This window comes from Spirochaeta isovalerica, assembly GCF_014207565.1.
Lineage (GTDB): Bacteria > Spirochaetota > Spirochaetia > DSM-2461 > DSM-2461 > Spirochaeta_F > Spirochaeta_F isovalerica.
In genome coordinates, this window is record NZ_JACHGJ010000010.1 from 45,945 (window position 1) to 62,900 (window position 16,956).

General features: G+C 46.0%; 18 protein-coding genes and 2 tRNA genes. 13 read left to right on the forward strand and 7 right to left on the reverse strand.

Annotated elements, in window-relative coordinates:
- Positions 1 to 11: 11 nt before the first annotated feature.
- The gene (locus tag HNR50_RS19150) at positions 12 to 926 is read right to left on the reverse strand and encodes a LysR family transcriptional regulator (protein ID WP_184748415.1); all 915 of its coding nucleotides are present in this window, start codon (positions 924 to 926) and stop codon (positions 12 to 14) included.
- Positions 927 to 1,056: 130 nt separating this feature from the next.
- Here HNR50_RS19150 and HNR50_RS19155 point away from each other — a divergent pair, with 130 nt between their 5' ends.
- The 3 genes from HNR50_RS19155 to HNR50_RS19165 are packed head-to-tail and all read left to right on the forward strand — an operon-like array spanning position 1,057 to position 3,434.
- A complete protein-coding gene (locus HNR50_RS19155) occupies positions 1,057 to 1,701 on the forward strand; it encodes a DUF47 domain-containing protein (RefSeq protein WP_184748416.1) in 645 nt (214 codons plus the stop codon).
- 11 nt (positions 1,702 to 1,712) lie between these two features.
- Complete coding sequence (locus tag HNR50_RS19160) at positions 1,713 to 2,765, forward strand: inorganic phosphate transporter (protein ID WP_184748417.1); 1,053 nt, start codon at positions 1,713 to 1,715, stop codon at positions 2,763 to 2,765.
- 27 nt (positions 2,766 to 2,792) lie between these two features.
- Complete coding sequence (locus tag HNR50_RS19165; RefSeq protein ID WP_184748418.1) at positions 2,793 to 3,434, forward strand: hypothetical protein; 642 nt, start codon at positions 2,793 to 2,795, stop codon at positions 3,432 to 3,434.
- A gap of 132 nt (positions 3,435 to 3,566) precedes the next feature.
- Here HNR50_RS19165 and HNR50_RS19170 read toward each other — a convergent pair whose 3' ends face one another.
- From HNR50_RS19170 to HNR50_RS19195, 6 genes are all read right to left on the reverse strand, one after another.
- A complete protein-coding gene (locus tag HNR50_RS19170; protein WP_184748419.1) occupies positions 3,567 to 5,213 on the reverse strand; it encodes a Na/Pi cotransporter family protein in 1,647 nt (548 codons plus the stop codon).
- A 254-nt stretch (positions 5,214 to 5,467) separates the two neighbouring features.
- Positions 5,468 to 6,529 (reverse strand): butyrate kinase, encoded by a 1,062-nt coding sequence (gene buk, locus HNR50_RS19175; RefSeq protein ID WP_184748420.1) that lies wholly within the window; start codon positions 6,527 to 6,529, stop codon positions 5,468 to 5,470.
- Between the two features lie 91 nt (positions 6,530 to 6,620).
- A complete protein-coding gene (locus tag HNR50_RS19180) occupies positions 6,621 to 7,439 on the reverse strand; it encodes an ABC transporter permease (protein ID WP_184748421.1) in 819 nt (272 codons plus the stop codon).
- Complete coding sequence (locus HNR50_RS19185; RefSeq protein ID WP_184748422.1) at positions 7,436 to 8,500, reverse strand: ABC transporter permease; 1,065 nt, start codon at positions 8,498 to 8,500, stop codon at positions 7,436 to 7,438. The genes HNR50_RS19180 and HNR50_RS19185 overlap by 4 nt, the downstream gene beginning before the upstream one ends.
- Positions 8,497 to 10,044, reverse strand: a complete 1,548-nt coding sequence (locus HNR50_RS19190) for an ABC transporter ATP-binding protein (protein ID WP_343060245.1) — start codon at positions 10,042 to 10,044, stop codon at positions 8,497 to 8,499. Before HNR50_RS19190 ends, HNR50_RS19185 begins: the two co-directional genes overlap by 4 nt.
- Complete coding sequence (locus tag HNR50_RS19195; protein ID WP_184748424.1) at positions 10,032 to 11,072, reverse strand: BMP family ABC transporter substrate-binding protein; 1,041 nt, start codon at positions 11,070 to 11,072, stop codon at positions 10,032 to 10,034. The genes HNR50_RS19190 and HNR50_RS19195 overlap by 13 nt, the downstream gene beginning before the upstream one ends.
- A 152-nt stretch (positions 11,073 to 11,224) precedes the next feature.
- Here HNR50_RS19195 and prs point away from each other — a divergent pair, with 152 nt between their 5' ends.
- The 10 genes from prs (at position 11,225) to rplJ (ending at position 16,906) form a co-directional block, all read left to right on the forward strand.
- Positions 11,225 to 12,466, forward strand: coding sequence for a ribose-phosphate diphosphokinase (gene prs, locus HNR50_RS19200; RefSeq protein WP_184748425.1), 1,242 nt, complete (start codon positions 11,225 to 11,227; stop codon positions 12,464 to 12,466).
- A 1-nt stretch (position 12,467) separates the two neighbouring features.
- Positions 12,468 to 13,859 carry a xylulokinase gene (locus HNR50_RS19205; RefSeq protein ID WP_184748426.1) on the forward strand — a complete coding sequence of 464 codons (1,392 nt, stop codon included), beginning with the start codon at positions 12,468 to 12,470 and terminating at the stop codon, positions 13,857 to 13,859.
- 84 nt (positions 13,860 to 13,943) lie between these two features.
- Positions 13,944 to 14,016, forward strand: a tRNA-Thr gene (locus tag HNR50_RS19210).
- Positions 14,017 to 14,062: 46 nt separating this feature from the next.
- The gene (gene rpmG / locus HNR50_RS19215; RefSeq protein ID WP_184748427.1) at positions 14,063 to 14,239 is read left to right on the forward strand and encodes a 50S ribosomal protein L33; all 177 of its coding nucleotides are present in this window, start codon (positions 14,063 to 14,065) and stop codon (positions 14,237 to 14,239) included.
- 12 nt (positions 14,240 to 14,251) lie between these two features.
- Positions 14,252 to 14,325, forward strand: a tRNA-Trp gene (locus HNR50_RS19220).
- A gap of 26 nt (positions 14,326 to 14,351) precedes the next feature.
- The gene (secE, locus tag HNR50_RS22875; protein WP_184748428.1) at positions 14,352 to 14,531 is read left to right on the forward strand and encodes a preprotein translocase subunit SecE; all 180 of its coding nucleotides are present in this window, start codon (positions 14,352 to 14,354) and stop codon (positions 14,529 to 14,531) included.
- 22 nt (positions 14,532 to 14,553) lie between these two features.
- Positions 14,554 to 15,108, forward strand: a complete 555-nt coding sequence (gene nusG / locus HNR50_RS19230) for a transcription termination/antitermination protein NusG (protein WP_184748429.1) — start codon at positions 14,554 to 14,556, stop codon at positions 15,106 to 15,108.
- Between the two features lie 58 nt (positions 15,109 to 15,166).
- Positions 15,167 to 15,598, forward strand: coding sequence for a 50S ribosomal protein L11 (gene rplK, locus HNR50_RS19235; RefSeq protein ID WP_184748430.1), 432 nt, complete (start codon positions 15,167 to 15,169; stop codon positions 15,596 to 15,598).
- Position 15,599: 1 nt separating this feature from the next.
- Positions 15,600 to 16,277, forward strand: a complete 678-nt coding sequence (gene rplA / locus HNR50_RS19240) for a 50S ribosomal protein L1 (RefSeq protein ID WP_184748431.1) — start codon at positions 15,600 to 15,602, stop codon at positions 16,275 to 16,277.
- 17 nt (positions 16,278 to 16,294) lie between these two features.
- On the forward strand, positions 16,295 to 16,906 hold the full coding sequence (rplJ, locus tag HNR50_RS19245; protein ID WP_184748432.1) for a 50S ribosomal protein L10: 612 nt from the start codon (positions 16,295 to 16,297) through the stop codon (positions 16,904 to 16,906).
- Positions 16,907 to 16,956: the final 50 nt, after the last annotated feature.

The following is a 16,956-nucleotide window of genomic DNA, read 5'->3' on the forward strand; positions in this document are numbered from 1 at the left end:
TTTTTATGAGTTTATCCTGATATGAAATTATCCTGTTCATCAATGTTAAAAATAAAATCATGGAAAGCCTTTGAGGCGGGATTCAATTCTTTTGTTTTATTGTAGGCCAGCTGGATATAGCTGTAAAATGGTATTCCCTCCAGTTCGAGAGGGCAGATCAATTGAGATTCAACTTCCTTTTTGATTTCGAGAGAACTGAAAAATGCAATTCCGAGATTCTTTTCAACCATTGTTTTCATCATAGATTTATTTTCGATCTCATATTCGATATTCAAGGGAAGAGACAGGCGGTTGTACAAGTCGATAATAGCCTGATGAGTTACTGTATCCTTGGGGGATACGATCAGAGGGTTTTGTGAAAGGTCTTTCACTCCAATGCTCTTTTTGCGGGCCAGAGGATTGTCATAGCTGACTCCGACTACATATTTATCCCGGTAGAGAACCTCTGCTCCTATAATGGACGTGTTGATGTTTTCTTCACTGCTGACAATGAGCCCGAGGTCGAATTTTTTCAATTTCAGCAAGTCGAGGACTCCAGCGGATTTTTTCTCTCTGATGGATATATGAATGTCGGGATAAATCTCTCTGAACCTCGACAGCGCTGCGGGAAGGAGGCGGGCTCCCGGTAATCCGCTGACTCCCAGTTTGATGGATCCCTGACCGGCTTCCTGTAAAAGGCTGATCGCATGAAGGGAATCATCATAAATATCGAGAAGCTTTTTTACGAATGGAATGAGCTTTTCTCCGGAATCTGTCAGTTCTATCTTCCTACCGTTTCTGTTGAACAGCTTTGTCTTGTATTCAAACTCCAGATCTTTAATCTGCGCGCTGACTGCCGGTTGGGTCAGATAGAGAATTTCAGCCGCCCGGCTGAAATTGTTCAGTTGGGCAACAGTATAGAAAGTCTTTAGTTTATTCAGATCCATTCGACTAAGTCCTCGGGTTTTCGGGGATAAAATATGCTTATTGAATGGATAACTATATTTGATTAGACGAAAATATTCAAGAATCATATTATTTACTGAGCTGACATAATTTTAGATTCAGGAGAATGGAATGCTATTTAACAGGGCTAAATCAGTCGAAGCCAATATAGAGAAATTTCTCGAAAATATACTTAAAGCGAGCTTGATTTTCGAGCAGGCAATAAAAGACTACTTCGACGGCAATATGGAAAATTTTGATATGAGAAAAGAGGAGATCAGCAAGCTCGAGAGCGAAAGCGACAGTATCCGACGCGATATCAAGCACACTCTCTACAAAGAACTTCTGATTCCTGAATCGAGAGGAGATGTACTCGGACTGCTCGAATCTCTCGATGATGTTATTGATACCTCCCAGAATGTTCTTGTCAGATTTTCCATAGAAAAACCAAAAGTCTGGAATCAGTTGAAAGATGATTTTATAGAACTCAGTGCCGTAGCGGCAAAATCTGTTGAGGAAATTGTAAGTGCATCCAGAGCCTTTTTCCGGGAAACGACTAAAGTCCCCGAGCACCTTGTGAAAGTGCATTTTCACGAACACGAAGCCGACAAGATTGAGGTCAGAATCATGAAAAAAGCTTTTGACGGAGATTTTATCGAGAAATTCAGTGAGAAGGTCCACATGAGATACTTTGCCGAACGTATCTCCCTACTGGCTGATGAATCGGAGACTGTTGCTGATAAGCTCGATATCTATACTATTAAAAGATCGATTTAAACGGGAATTGTATGATTACAATATTAATATTTTTATCAAGCGGTTTGTTTCTGGGGTGGTCCCTGGGAGCCAACGATGCCGCAAATGTCTGGGGTACCGCTGTCGGAACGCGAATGATCAAGTTCAAATCAGCGGCGCTCATCTGCAGTGTCTTTGTTATTCTGGGAGCTGTAATCAGTGGTGCGGGGGCATCCCACACACTTGGCAAACTCGGGGCGATAAATGAGTTGGCCGGAGCCTTTACGGTTGCCCTCTCGGCAGCACTTTCCGTATTCTGGATGACAAAAGCCGCTCTGCCCGTATCCACCTCTCAGGCAGTTGTCGGCGCTATAATCGGCTGGAATCTCTTTTCGCAGTCCGCTATCGATATGAAGGCTTTGACTAAAGTTATGGGGACCTGGGTTTTTTCTCCGGTTCTTTCCGCCATAGTCGCGGCTATTCTGTATTTTGCGGTTCTAGCTCTTCTCAAGGTCTGGAAAATCCATCTCATTCGGCTCGACGGTATAACCCGGGTAGCTCTTCTGGCAGCCGGTGCGTTCGGTTCCTACAGCCTCGGAGCAAATAATATAGCGAATGTTATGGGTGTTTTCGTAGAGAGCGCTTCAGAGCTTTTTACTTCATTCAATATCGGAAGTGTCTTTACGCTAACGGGGGTTCAGCAGCTCTTTTTTCTAGGTGGCGCCGCCATTGCCGTCGGAGTTTATACCTATTCCAAAAGGGTTATGATGACTGTAGGCTCAGGGATCTATCATCTGTCTCCCATAACGGCTTTCGTCGTTGTCCTGGCAAGTTCCATCGTTCTGTTTCTCTTTGCGTCGAAAGGGCTCAAAGAATTCCTTGTTTCCAATAATCTTCCCTCTTTCCCTCTGGTTCCGGTTTCCAGTTCCCAGTCAATTGTCGGGGCTGTCATCGGTGTTGGCCTGGCGAAAGGCGGAAGGAACCTTAATCTTAAAGTTCTCGGCCGGATCAGTCTCGGCTGGGTCGCAACACCGCTTATCGCCGCAGTCGTTGCATTTGTGGCTTTATTTATTGTTCAGAATGTTTTCGGGCAAATTGTTTTTTAAAACTTAAAATATACTTAAGGAGAAAGTATGGCAAAATCAAATTTAGAAGTAGGCGCTATTTCGGATCCCCGCTTTGAATTCAGAACTTTTGGAAGAGAGTTTGATGAAGCAGCAAAAAGAATGGCAAGACTGTCCAATCCCGTTCCTGAAAAAGTATGGGAAAGACGATCAAAAGAGATTTACATTGTTTCTGCCACCAATGACAAAAACAACACAAAAATCCGTGACGGGAAAATGGATATTAAGACTTTTGTAACTGAGAAAGAGGGTCTGGAGCAGTGGAATCCCCTTATGAAAGGTGAATTCCCGATTTCTAAAGATGTTCTTGAAAAAGAGGTTTTCCCGGCCTTTGCAGTGGAAATGCCCGCTTTGACTAAAGATACATATACGCTTGACGAATTTCTTGAAATGGTAAAAGCCAACAGTTCGCTGAAAGCTGTTTCCGTTGAAAAACAGAGATTCGGATATATGGTAAACGATACGATCTGCGAAGTCGCGAATGTCTGGATAAATGGAGCGAAACTGGTCAGCATCAATTCTGAATCGACAGTTCTTGCAGATATCCTTAAGACAATGAACGATGTGGGAATTGATCAGTATGAAAATATCAACTATCTGCAGGCTGTAAAGCGTGTTATAGGAATGATAGACAAGCCTTTTGCTACCTGATCGGAATAACTTCTAATTTAATTATTACACCGGTTTGGAACCTGTTTTTACTCAGTCTCAGGTTTTATTCTTGTAATTGTATTCGGATAAGTTGCGGTCTTTTGTAAACCCGGACCGCAACTTATCCTCTTTTTATTTCATCCTTCTCAAAGTCTGGGCAATATTGAGACAGTAGTCTCCGATCCTTTCCATATGCCTGATAATATCTATGTAAAGGAGTTCTCCCTTAACATCGGCTCCGCCTTTGATTTGCTTTCTCGCTTCTTTACGAAGTTTGTTTCTGTAGCTGTCAATTTTATCTTCCAGATTATTTGCTTCCTCAAGCTCGTCAGCTGATAGGTGATTGTTAATATGCTCCTTGATAAACTGGAGGAATTGGTCAACCAGTTTTGAGTAGCTCATAACTTCATCTATGGCATTGTCGTGAAGGGGGATTTTTTTCTTGTATTTCTTTTGAGAAAGCATGATAAGACTGAAGCAACTGTCGCCGATGCTTTCCAGTTCCGAAACGATTCTGATCATTGACGAAACCTGGTTTCTTCCGGTCTCATTGAGATTCTCTTTGGAACATTCCAGTAAAAAAGATGTAATTTTTTCCTGCATCTGGTCGGAGAAGTCTTCCTGATTACGAAGTTTTTCCACTTCGTCGCCCATTTTTTTATCCGGGTTGCTGAAGACATTGAGGTATGTTTTGAACATGTCTTCCACAAGCTCTGTCATATGGCCGACTTCTTTTTGAACCTGAATCAAATTCAATTCCGGAGTATCCTGGATGATCGAGGAGAAGTAATCCAGATGGTATTCCTGAGGATCCTTGTCGGATTCTTTTTCCGGTACCATCTTCTCGATAAGCCTGGCTATCTGAGGAACGAAACCGATAAATACGAAAGTATTGGTTATGTTGAATATGGTGTGGAACATTGCCAGCGTCGTTGTAATTTCATCACCCGGCACAATCCACTGGATCATTTTCAGGAAAGGCCTGAAGACAACGAGTATGACAAGAACCCCGAAGACATTGAATAGCAGGTGCACTCTTGCCGCACGCTTTGCATTTGTCGTCGCGCCGATCGAAGCCAGATAGGCATCTATAGTCGTTCCGATATTGCTTCCCATAATCATGGCCGCTGCCACATCAAGCCCTATCAGTCCCGATGCAGCCATGGTCAATACAATGGTCATGGACGCGCTGGAGGAGTGTACGATAATAGTGATGATCGCTCCGAAAATAACGAATAGGGCAATGGAGCCGAAACCGAAGTTGGTGTAGGGGGTTATGAAGTCGATAAGCGCCTGATTGTCGGAAGGCACAGACTTCTTCAGGAAATCCAGACCGATAAAGAGAATACCGAATCCGATAAGAAACTCACCCCAGTATCTCCTCGTCTCTTTTTTTGAGAAGTAGAGGGGAAGGCCGAAGGCAATAATTTCCAGTGCCAGAGCGGAAATCTTCAGTTTGAATCCCAATAGGGAAACAATCCACCCCGTAACGGTTGTACCGATATTGGCACCCATGATAACGCCGATTGATTGAGTCAGAGTCAGAAGGCCGGCGTTGACGAACCCGACAACCATAACCGTCGTAGCCGATGAGGACTGAACAATGGCCGTAATGAAAAAACCGGTGAAAACAGCAACGAAGCGGTTGGCTGTTATCCGGTTCAGAACATTCTGCAGTCCTTCCCCGGCGGCTTTCTGAATTCCGTCACTCATAATCTTCATTCCGAAGAGGAAGACACCCAGTGACCCGATAATTTCAAGAATGATTACTATAAACATTTAAACTCCATGGATTCTCTCATACCCAATTCACTTGATTAACAGGGAATCTAAAGCAATTGCCGGTAGGAAAAATCGGAATAGTTTTTTACATTTGATAATTTCCGCAACAGACTAATGTTATCATTTAAACAGGTAAGTGTTAAAAATCAGTTAGATATAAGCAAAAGTTATCAAATGTATAACAGATGTTTATCAAAAAAATAAAAAAAAGGCGACCCGTTGGCCGCCTTATAAGTATCATTTTTTGATAATCAGTAGACGCCCGCTTCCTCTTTGCCTTCCAGTACTCTCAGAACGCCGCTGGTCATAGACAGCAGCTCATTTTCTCCCGGGAGTATATGAAGCGGTGCGATAAATGAGACCCTTTCCCCGATCCTGTCGGTCACAAAGCTGTTATAGGCGACTCCGCCTGTAATCACGATGGCATCGACTTTTCCTTTCAGAACGGTGGCGCAGGCTCCGATTTCCTTGGATATCTGGTAAATCATGGCTTCGAGGACTTCTCTGGCTTTTTCATCGCCATCTTCAGCTGATTTCACTATTGCCTGTACATCGGAAGTTCCCATGTAGGCAGTCAGTCCTCCCCGTCCCACGACTTTCTTTTTCATGTCATCTTCGCTGAATTTCCCGGAATATGACATCTTTATAATCTCCAGGACAGGAAGCCCCCCGGATCTCTCCGGTGTGAAAGGCCCTTCTTCCAGGCCGTGATTGACATCGACAGCTCTGCCTTTCTCATGAGCCGCGATAGTCGCCCCGCCTCCGAGGTGGGCGATGATCATATTGATGTCTTCGTATTCCTTCCCCAGTTTCTCACAGACGGTTCTGGCTGAGGCTTTCTGGTTGAGGGCGTGGAAAACACTGACTCTTTTTATTTCCGGGTGGCCGGAATATCGGGCCAGAGGACCGAACTCATCAGTTGTAACCGGGTCGACTATATAGGCTTCGACACCGGCCATCTTTGCGATTTCCTTAGCAATAAGAGCTCCCAGATTGGAGGCGTGAACACCGTATTTTGCACTTTTCAGATCGGAGATAATAGCATCGTTGACTATGAATGTTCCCCCGTGCGTCGGTCTGAGCAATCCCCCTCTGCCGACAACGCCATCGAGATCTTTTACTTCGATTTTCTGTTCACTCATCCAGTCCATAATGGCGGATTTTCTCATATCATACTGATCTGCGATGGTTTTGTATCGGGCTATTTCTTCCTGATCATGCCTGATGGTAATAGAGGATTTACACTCTCTATCTTCGAAATAACCGATTTTTGACGATGTGGAACCGGGGTTGATCGCAAGAATTTTTTTCATCTATAGTCTCCGTGTGTTTACGATATTCAGTTAATTACATATATAAAAATACTATATGATATTAAATGGCGCAAGAAAAATACGTAATTCTTTACTTTTGCCGATTCTTTATGATCGAAAAAAGGACGAGACCGGTAATTGTGATAAAATAGGGGAAGCTGAGAATCAGGTTGGCAGGTATTTCGATGATCCCCTGAGCGGAGTCGGAAAGAGATTCGGCCAGAGCAAAAATGAAACAGGCGAGCAGAACCGGAAAGGGTTTTTTAAATCCCAGATAAACCGCTACGAGAGCTATCCAGCCCTTTCCTGCCGATATCCCCGGAATAAACACGCCGAGTTTTAAGGAGATGATGGCTCCGGAGAGGCCGCAGAGAAGGCCGGAGGCTATGATTACCAGGCTTTGTATGCGTTCCGGTCTGATACCTCTTGAAAAGAGAAAATCCGGATCGGTTCCCGCTGTTCTTATGTGAAGCCCGAGAGGTGTGTATTTCAGGATTGCCCAGATAGAGCCCGTAAAGAAAAGCACCCACACCGCGGCGCTTGCAGTTGTGAGATGGAGAGAATCGGCTGTCAGGCGGATGACTCCTCCCGATCCGTAAAACAATTTGGAAACCATGGCGATAAGAGGCGGGGTTATCAGATTGATAGCCAGCCCCGTTACAAAAATATTGCCCTTCAGCTTCAAAGATGTAAAAGAGAATAGAACAGCCAGCAAGCCCGATACGGCCATCGCTGCTATGAAACCGGCCGTAAGGCTGCCGGTTAAGTCAACGGCAAGGACCGCAGCGAATGCACCCGCCAGTATCATCCCTTCCAGAGCTATGTTCAAGACTCCCGCAAGTTCCGTAATCAGCCCGCCCATCGCAGCTATGAGCAGGGGAACCATAAAAATAAGCGTTTTGCCGATCATTTCCCGGCTCCTTTTTTTTCTTTTATAAAGGAGAGAATTGATTCGGCTTTCTCCGCCAGTATTTTGGAAGATATGAAAAGGAAGACGACAGCCTGTATCAATCCTCCCAGTTCAAAGGGGAAATCGGCCCTCATCATGGCGGTTGAGGCCGCCTGGTTGAGAAAAGCGAAGACAAAAGCTGAAGGTATAACGGCGAGAGGATTGGTGCCGGCGATAAGGGCGACAGCTATTCCGTTCCAGCCGATCCCGCTATAGAAACCTTTAATGGTACTGTGGTGAATACCCAAAACAGCCGATGAGCCGACCAGACCCATAACGGCCCCGCTGAGAAACATCGGCAGAATGATATACAGGCTTGTGTTCAAGCCGCCGTAATAGGCAAACTCCCTGTTCATGCCGCATATTCTCAACTCGTAACCCTGCTTTGTGTAATACAGAAACAGAGCCATGGCCGCCACTGCGAAAAGAGCTCCGAAGAAGCTGCTGTTCAGATTGGACGGCGGCATCAGTCTTGTCAGCCAGAAGGCCTCTCCGACGGTTCCTGTTGTCAGAAGGTAACTGTTCCTGTCGGACAGAGGGCCGGTAATAAGGTAATCGATGACATGAATGATTCCTCCCGATAAGAGAAAGGAGGAAATCAGTTCGTCGACATTCCACCGCGCCTTCAGCCACCCCGATAGCCCGGCGAGAATTCCGCCTGCCAGAGCCGCGGTTCCCGTCGCCATCAGGATTCCCCATTCTCCGCCCATGGCGGGAAATCTCAGGAGGAAAAATGTGGCTGCCAGAGCGCCGATATAAATCTGCCCCTCTCCTCCCAGGTTAAAAACATCGGCGCGGAAAGCCACCGTTATAGCCAGACCGGAAAAAGTGAGAAGGGTAAAGGAGCTTAACATATTTCCAATGGAAAGACTGGTGAGAAAAGGCCCGGCAAAGAAGTAATACAGTGATTCTCCCTTGTCATTGCTGAAAACAAGGAGAAAAAGGACGGCGGTCAGAAATACCGCAATCAGAGTGATCATGGTTCCGGCGAAGCGGCCGAAGAGTCTGTGTCGGCCCCTCAAGGCTCTACCTCCAGCCCCAGCATGGCATTGCCGATCATCGACCGGTCTGTTTCCACTCTCTTCTTCTGCATAACAACTTTACCATTGTAAAGGACGGCAATCCGGTCGGAAAGGGTGAGTATTTCGTCTATATCGGAACTGATGAGGAGGATGGCGGTGCCTCTTCCTGCTGTTCTGTCCAGTTCCCTGTGAAGGCGGTTGCGGCTGTTGAAATCCAGACCCCAGCTCGGTTCGCTGATAATTATCAGGTCCGGTTTTTCCTCCAGCTCCCTCGAAAGAATCACTTTCTGAATATTTCCTCCCGATAGATGACGGATCGGCTGCTGGGGCTCTCCCTCTATGCTGTAGGTGCTCTGAATTTCTTTCGTCCACCGCTTTACCGAGGAGGGAATCAGAACGCCCATCTTGTGCATTCTTTTATAATTAAGGAGGATGAGATTCTCCGCAATGGAAGAATCCCGGCTTATGCCCCGATTTAATCTATCTGCCGGGACATAGGATATTCCCATTTTTCTCAATTCGGCGGGTCCGGATCGGCTTACATCTCTGCCGTTGAAATACAGCTTTCCTTCCTGGGGATGGATCATCCCCGATATGATATCCTCAAGGAGTTCCAGACCGTTTTCCCGTATTCCCGTAATCCCCAGAATTTCTCCCTCTTTTATGTTGAGACTGATGTTTTCAAGGAACCGGCTTTCCGATTTCCGGTATCCCGTTTTTTTCAGCTCATAGAGCCTTCTTCCATGATTTTCCCCTTCGGGTCTTTCGCGTTCCGGGAAACTGAGATCACCCTTTCTTCCGATCATTAATGACGCCACTTCTTCGGGATTGAGATTTTCCGCCCTTTTGTGGAGCAGGATCTTACCTTTTCGCATCACTGCGATTTCATCAGCCATAAGAAAAACTTCTTTAAGCTTATGGGAGATGAATATGATGGTTTTCCCCTCTTCTTTCAGTCTCTTCAAACGGCTGAAAAAAAACTCTGTCCCTATTTCCGAAAGGCTGGCCGTCGGCTCATCAAATATCAGGATATCTCTGTCCAGATAGAGAAGGTGGAGAAGTTCCATGTTCTGAATCTGGACGGAATTGAGTTCAGAGCAGGGTGAATCCAGGTCAAGCTCTATCCGGTACTCCTCCTGAAGGGAAGCGATGTATTTTCTTGCTTCTTTGCGGTTTGTCAGGAAGTAGTGCTTTCTCGGTTCAAAACCCAGGATGATGTTATCCAGTACGGATAAAGAAGAGGAGCACATAGGGTGCTGGTGGACCATTCCGATTCCGGCACCGGCTGATTTTCCAGGGCTGCCCGGCTCGACCGGTCCCGATGCGGTGGAAAATGATCCGCGGTCCGGCATGACCGTGCCGCAGAGAATATTCATGAGGGTGGATTTTCCCGCCCCGTTTTCCCCCACGACAGCGGTAATGGTTCCTTTCTTTATCTGGAGATTAATATCATCGCAGGCATTGACATATCCCGGAGGAAAGCACTTGGAGATTTCAGATATTGTCAGCGACAGGTTCCCGCTCAGAGAATCTATCCCTCTGATCCGGCGGGCAGGGTTATATTCCCCGCTCTCATGTCTTTTATGATTTTATCCATCTCTTCCCGGATGTTTAGAGGTACATACTTCTGGTAGTTGGCATCATCGTCTATGAAATCAATATAACCCTCTTTAACTCCGGCCTTGATCGCTGTTCCTCTTGTGAGAGATCCGTCGATAGCCCGATTGACCATTTCAATCGCCGCTTTGTCCTCCCGGATTATACCGGAACCTATCACGACGCCCGGCTCAATGGCATAGCCGTTGGAATCATACCATAAGACGAATTTTCCTGCAGTCTTTGCCGCGGACACGACGCCCTGATTGGCTCCCCCCGCAATGGTGAGAATAATATCAGCCCCGTTCGCATACATATCCGCTGCGAGATCGGAGGCTTTTGAAGCATCGTACCAGTTTCCGATAACCCGGAAATCCAGTTCAATATCGCTATTGATGTTTTTAAAGCCCATCTCAAAACCCGGTTTTATCAGATTGTTCATATCGGGATATTCCTGTCCGGCGATAAGGCCGACTTTTTTTACGGAAGATCCATCCATTCGGCTATCGGTAACGAGGCCGGCAAAATTTCCAAGCAGAAAAGCCAGTTCTCTGTGGTTAAAGAAAAAAGTTGAAATCTGATCGTCCGGTCTTCCGCTTCCTTCGAGGATGAGGAAATCCTGATCGGGGTAGTGCTTCTGAGCTTCGCGGCTGATCTCCGGCATGGAGGGGTTGGAAGAAACAATCAGATCGTATGTTCCTTCAGCAGCGAGAGCCGTTACTTTCTCCGCCCATTCGGCCTGATTGAACCCGCCTTCGACTGTTTTTACAGTGGCGCCTTTTTTCAGAGCCGCAGCGCGCACACCCTTGTCCATCATTTCATAAGTGGGGCTTCCCGCCAGAACTCCCGGCACAAAGACGGCTATGGAGAAACTCCTGTCTTCTTTTTCTTCTTTTTTTTCGCTGCAGCCCGTCAGCAGGAAAGTCGCCATTATGGCGGGAATCAGATATTTCGATATCTTTTTAAAACAGATCATTTGTTTCATCCTTTATATAAAATTGCATTGTGATTTTACCAAATTCAAATTTCTTTAACAATCGCTAATCACTCACAGAGGCGACATTGACCACGCTTAAACCACCGTGCTACTCTACACTCAAATATATATATTTCATATAAGGGAGACAAATGAGCTTCTCAAAGCCGACTACCCTCGGGATTATAGCTTGCCCCGGAGGTGAAAAATTTGCCGACTCTATTATAGCCCATCTGAAGACGATCTATGCCCGGAGATTTGATATCAAAGCTCAGGGAATAGCGAAGCTTTACGGCCTGGATAAAGAGAGTGCGGTAAAAGAGCTTAATATGGCCAATGACCTTAACAGCCACAGGGTCAAAACCATCGGAGACGGTACTTCCTACAGAATTCCGTCGTTTAAAATTCCCTGTAAATTCACAAAGTTTGCCAATGGTGAGTTTAAAACGGAAATTCTCTATTCCGTCAGAGGGAAGGATATTTTCATTGTTCAGGATGTGGAAAACCGCGGTCGTCTGCCTTTTGCCGGATCGGAAAACGGTCATGTCCTTTCGGTTAATGATCATATCTTTAATTTATTCGTCACTATCGATGCTGCCAAACAGTGCGGCGCGAGAAGAGTCACTCTCGTGCTTCCCGCATATCCTTATGCAAGACAGCACAAGAAAAAAGGCAGGGAAGGGCTGACCGCATCCAGCCTCGGAAGGATTTTCGAGAATATGGGTGTCGACAGGATCATTACCCTCGATCTGCACTCCAAAGAAATAGAGCATACTTTTTCCACCCTTCATCTGGAAAATATGCATGCCTCTTACCAGATCTTGAGAAAACTGAACGCTCATTTCAACCTTCCTGCTGAAGATCTGGTTGTTGTCTCTCCTGATACGGGAGCCATCGACAGAAACAAATATTATGCAAACTCATTGCAGAAGCCTCTGGCCCTTCTTTATAAGGAAAGGGATTATTCCAAGGTCACGACTAGCGCCAAGGATTCCAATATCGTTTCGGCTCGGCTCCTGGGCGATGTGAAGGGGAAAACCGTTTTTATAGCCGATGATATGCTCGGAACAGGGGGAACCCTGATTAAAGCTATGAGGCTTATAAAGGATATGGGGGCGGAGAAGATCGTCTGCGCCATCTCGCTTCCTCTGTTTACAGGAAATGCCATTGAGCATTTTGATAATGCCTTTAAAGAAGGATTGTTTGATTACATAATCGGGACCAATGCCGTCACTGCTCCGGAGGAGCTTCAGAAGCGAGCCTGGTATCTCAATGCCAATGTATCCAACCTCTTTGCCCGTGTTATCTCGAGAATCCATCATAACCGGTCGCTTTCGCCGCTGCTGGACAATAATAAAATGATTCAGCGGATGCTGGTGGGAGGCCGTAACTGATTTGATACTGGCTGTTGACATCGGCACATCGTCGATAAAAGGGGCGATTATCTCTCCTGAAGGATATGCTTTCGCCTATCATAAGGTACATCTTTTCCCGGAAGACAGGAATTATCCCGGGGAAGGGTATGCCGGCAGTTGGAAATCGGGATTTATTGAAATCGCCTCTATTTTAAGGAGGCAGGATATCTCCGCCGTTGTCATAAGCGGAAACGGACCCACTATTGTCCCCCTCGGAAAGGAGGGGGAAATCCTCCATACCCCCCTTATGTGGATGGGGCGGGAAAACTCATCTCTCGAAGGGACGCATTCCTTCTATCTGCCGAAAATCAACTGGTTGAAAGAAAACTGTCCCTCTGTCTATGAGGCGACAGATGTGTTCTTAACCACTTCTTCTTATATTACCTGGCTGCTGACCGGTGAGAAAGCTGTCGTCTCGGCTCATGATGAGTTCGATCGCTATATATGGAGCGGGCAGGACATTGAAAAATACCATATGAAGGAAAGCCGTTTTCCTCCAATCGTCACCATGGGAGCCGTTATCGGGAAAATTTCTTCTGCCGGTTCTTCTCTTACCGGTTTGCCTGCTGGTGTGCCTGTAGTCGGAGGCGGCGTCGATTTTATGGTATCGCTTATAGGAACCGGAGTAGTGCGGCCGGGAAGAACCTGTGACAGAGCCGGAACTTCGGAAGGGATCAATTTCTGTTCGGACAAGCCGGTTCCCGATACCCGCCTCAGGACTCTCCCCCATGCTGTGGAAGGGCTTTATAATGTGTCGGGAATACTGTCGTCCACCGGAAGCCTTTTCGAGTGGTACCGCCGTATCACCGGCCAGGAGAATTACGGTTATGCAGAAACTCTGTCGGCGATAAAATCCGTCGCGGCGGGATCGGGCACTCCTATGTTTTTTCCGGGATTGAAAGACGGGGGACTCTGGGAATTTTCCAATGGCATGGCCGTAGGGCTGGAAGCTTATCAGGGCCGGAATGAGCTTGGCCGTGCTGTTATGGAATCCATAGGATATGCCGTGCGGAGAGCCGTCGAGCTCTTTGAAGAGAATGATTGTCCAATCGGGGAACTGCGTGTATCGGGCGGGCAGGGGAAAAATGTCATATGGAATCAGATTAAAGCTGATATAACCGGTTGCTCCATCCTCGTGCCGGAGGTGGAGGATGCCGAACTTCTCGGCGGTGCCTGTCTCGCTTCAGCCGCACTAGGACGGTTTGATAACTTTCTGGAAGCTTCCGATGAGCTCGTGCGGATTAAAAAGATATTTTATCCCGACAAAAAAGAAGAAGCTGTATATAGAGAAGAGTATGAGAAATATAAAGCCGTCTCGGAAGAGGCAAAGAAATTTCTCAGAAATATAGAGGAAATGAAAGGCTCTTTTTAATAATATTTTTTTAATTTCACTTTTATGGAAATTCTGTTGACAAAGAAAATCCTTTTTTGATACTCTACCTGAGCGTTGAGGCAAGCCTCTGTAGCTCAGTCGGTAGAGCACATCCATGGTAAGGATGGGGTCACCGGTTCAAGTCCGGTCGGAGGCTCTAATGATCACAGCTTGATGTGTGTCAGGCTCAGATAGGAGAAATCATGGCTAAAGCTAAGAAAGGTGCTGTTGAGCTGATAGCGCTTCAGTGTAGTGATTGTAAAAGAAAAAATTACACATCACAGAAAAATAGACGTAATGTTCAGGGTAAACTTGAGCTCAAAAAGTACTGTAAATGGTGTAAGACCAGCACAGTTCACAAAGAAACAAAAATTAAATAGTAATTTGCATACAGGCCAATAGCTCCAACTGGCAGAGCGCCGGTCTCCAAAACCGGATGTTGCAGGTTCGAATCCTGCTTGGCCTGTATTTTTTTATTTTCGGGAGTATCTTATGAGAAAAATCTGGACTTTTCTGACCGAGAGTTATGGCGAATTGCGAAAAGTTGTGTGGCCGAGTTGGGACTCTGTGGTTTCGTCGGTGAAGGTTGTGCTTGTTTCAACTGTTCTTTTTGCTGTGTTTTTCGGGCTGGTTGATTATTTACTGCTCAATGGATTATACTTGTTTTTCTGATCATTATAATTAAGGAAGATTTATGGCTAAAGGCTGGTATGTATTACATACTTATTCCGGGCACGAGAACAAGATTGAGAAGTACATAAGGCTCTATATGGAAGACGGCACCCTGGGGGGTGCTGTTTTTGACGTAAAAGTCCCTTCGGAAGAAGTGGTCGAAGTGCGTAACGGGAAGAAGAGAACTGTTAACAGGAAATTTCTCCCCGGCTATATCCTTATTGAAATGGACCTTCCCGATAGGGGATGGAAGCCTGTTTGTACGGCGATCAGAAGGATTCAGGGTGTAATGGGTTTTGTCGGGCAGGCTCCCGGCGCGAAGCCTCAGCCAATTTCTTCTGACGAGGCAAGGGCGATCTTGCAGAAAACCGGAGAGATTAAAACGGAGAAAACCTTTCATGTCAAACAGGAGTTTGTCGTGGGGGAAGAGGTTCGCATTATGGAAGGACCCTTCGAGTCTTTCTCCGGTAGTGTGGAAGAGGTTATGCAGGAGAAAGGAAAGCTCCGCGTAGTCGTTGGAATTTTTGGAAGAAATACGCCTGTGGAAGTTGATTTTTCCCAGGTGGAAAGAGTGTAGCTCTTTTAAATATATGGGAGTCCCGGCCAGGGGCGTTAGTACCACATAGGAGAAATAAATGGCAAAGAAAAAGGTAACGGCTTTCATAAAGCTGCAGGTACCGGCTGGTAAGGCTACTCCTGCACCTCCCGTAGGTCCCGCTCTGGGTCCTCATGGTGTAAGTGCGCCTCAGTTTGTACAGCAGTTTAATGACCGTACAAAAAACATGGAACCCGGTTTAACTATACCGGTAGTAATTTCTGTTTTCAGTGACAGAACTTTTACTTTTATTACCAAGACTCCTCCTGCGGCAGTTCTTATTAAGAAAGCTGCAAAGTTGGATAAAGGGTCTGCTGAGCCTCATAAAGTTAAGGTCGCTACAGTGACCAGAGAGGATTTGAGACCTATTGCTGAGCTGAAAATGCCCGACCTCAATGCTAATGACATTGAAGCGGCGATTAATATTATCGCCGGAACTGCCCGTTCTATGGGTGTGAAGGTGGAGGGTTGAAATGAAGCACGGTAAGAAATACAAAGAAGCCGCAGCAAAAGTTGACAGAGATGCTCTTTATACCTATGAAGATGCTCTTTCTCTTGTAAAAGAGCTCGCTTTTGCGAAATTCGATGAAACTATCGAAATGGCAGTGAATCTTAATCTTAAGAAAAGCCACACAGTTCGTGACACACTGGTTCTTCCTCATCAGTTTTCCGGTGAGAAAAAAGTGCTCGTTTTTGCAAAAGGCGAAAAAGCTACAGAGGCGGAAGAAGCCGGTGCGGCTTATGTCGGAGCTGAAGAGCTTGTTGAAAAAATCAAAGGCGGATGGCTTGATTTTGATGTCTGTGTTGCTACTCCCGATATGATGAGGGAAGTTGGTAAACTCGGACCGGTTCTTGGAAGAAGAGGCCTTATGCCTAACCCTAAAACAAGAACTGTAACGATGGATATTAAAGGTGCAATCGCGGAACTTCAGAAGGGTCGTGTTGAGTATCGTGCCGATAAAACCGGCGTTGTTCATCTTCCTGTTGGAAAAGTTTCCATGGATCCTGCACAGGTGAAGGAAAATATCGATGTTTTTATGTCTGAACTTGTGAAGAAGAGACCTAGTGATGTTAAAGGCGACTTTATCAAAACTGCTGCTGTTTCTTCCACAATGGGGCCCGGCGTCAGAATCGCTGTTGGTGCCAACTAAGGGCAAAGGAGAAAGAAATGGCTGAAGTTAAAATACAGCAGAGTAAAATAGACGCCGTTAAATCTCTGAAGGAAGCATTCGGTGAAGCAAATGACTTCATTTTTGCAGATTTCAGAGGAATTAACGTAGAAAAAGTAACTGAGTTGAGAAGGAAGCTTCGCGAAGGTGATGCTGAACTTAAAGTTGTAAAAAACAACTATGCTAAGATTGCTTTTAAAGAACTTGATCATCCCGAAGTCGCCGAGTTCCTTGTTGGACCCACGGCTGTGGCTATGATTAAAGGTGAAGCTGGTGCAGCTGCTAAAACTCTTGTTGAATTCGAAAGTGAGACTCCTCTTAAACTTAAAAGCGGTTTGATTGGTGGTGAGCTTTTCGATCTTGAGAAGATTGTGGCTTTTTCCAAGCTTCCCACGAAGAAAGAGCTTATTCAGATGCTTCTTTTTGCAATCCAGGGTACTACAACCAAGCTTGTTAGAACTCTTCAGGCTGTTGCAGATAAGAAAGCGGAAGAAGGTGATGCTTCTGCAGTACCTACTGCTGAGGAAGCTGCTCCGGCTGAAGAGGCGGCTCCGGCTGCTCCTGCAGAAGATGCTGCACCCGCGGCTGATGCGGAAGCTTCCGCAGAATAATAAGTCCTTCAGGGATTTTTTAGTTGTGAATGTTGCGGCTTAGCCGCTCA

What these genes read in the sequence shown, in the direction of transcription:
- HNR50_RS19170 (WP_184748419.1), bottom strand. Translation starts at nt 5,213, where the DNA reads ATGTTTATAGTAATCATTCTTGAAATTATCGGGTCACTGGGTGTCTTC.
- HNR50_RS19160 (WP_184748417.1), top strand. Translation starts at nt 1,713, where the DNA reads ATGATTACAATATTAATATTTTTATCAAGCGGTTTGTTTCTGGGGTGG.
- secE (WP_184748428.1), top strand. Translation starts at nt 14,352, where the DNA reads ATGAGAAAAATCTGGACTTTTCTGACCGAGAGTTATGGCGAATTGCGA.
- rplJ (WP_184748432.1), top strand. Translation starts at nt 16,295, where the DNA reads ATGGCTGAAGTTAAAATACAGCAGAGTAAAATAGACGCCGTTAAATCT.
- HNR50_RS19155 (WP_184748416.1), top strand. Translation starts at nt 1,057, where the DNA reads ATGCTATTTAACAGGGCTAAATCAGTCGAAGCCAATATAGAGAAATTT.
- HNR50_RS19180 (WP_184748421.1), bottom strand. Translation starts at nt 7,439, where the DNA reads ATGATCGGCAAAACGCTTATTTTTATGGTTCCCCTGCTCATAGCTGCG.
- rpmG (WP_184748427.1), top strand. Translation starts at nt 14,063, where the DNA reads ATGGCTAAAGCTAAGAAAGGTGCTGTTGAGCTGATAGCGCTTCAGTGT.
- nusG (WP_184748429.1), top strand. Translation starts at nt 14,554, where the DNA reads ATGGCTAAAGGCTGGTATGTATTACATACTTATTCCGGGCACGAGAAC.
- HNR50_RS19165 (WP_184748418.1), top strand. Translation starts at nt 2,793, where the DNA reads ATGGCAAAATCAAATTTAGAAGTAGGCGCTATTTCGGATCCCCGCTTT.
- buk (WP_184748420.1), bottom strand. Translation starts at nt 6,529, where the DNA reads ATGAAAAAAATTCTTGCGATCAACCCCGGTTCCACATCGTCAAAAATC.
- HNR50_RS19195 (WP_184748424.1), bottom strand. Translation starts at nt 11,072, where the DNA reads ATGATCTGTTTTAAAAAGATATCGAAATATCTGATTCCCGCCATAATG.
- rplA (WP_184748431.1), top strand. Translation starts at nt 15,600, where the DNA reads ATGAAGCACGGTAAGAAATACAAAGAAGCCGCAGCAAAAGTTGACAGA.
- prs (WP_184748425.1), top strand. Translation starts at nt 11,225, where the DNA reads ATGAGCTTCTCAAAGCCGACTACCCTCGGGATTATAGCTTGCCCCGGA.
- rplK (WP_184748430.1), top strand. Translation starts at nt 15,167, where the DNA reads ATGGCAAAGAAAAAGGTAACGGCTTTCATAAAGCTGCAGGTACCGGCT.
- HNR50_RS19150 (WP_184748415.1), bottom strand. Translation starts at nt 926, where the DNA reads ATGGATCTGAATAAACTAAAGACTTTCTATACTGTTGCCCAACTGAAC.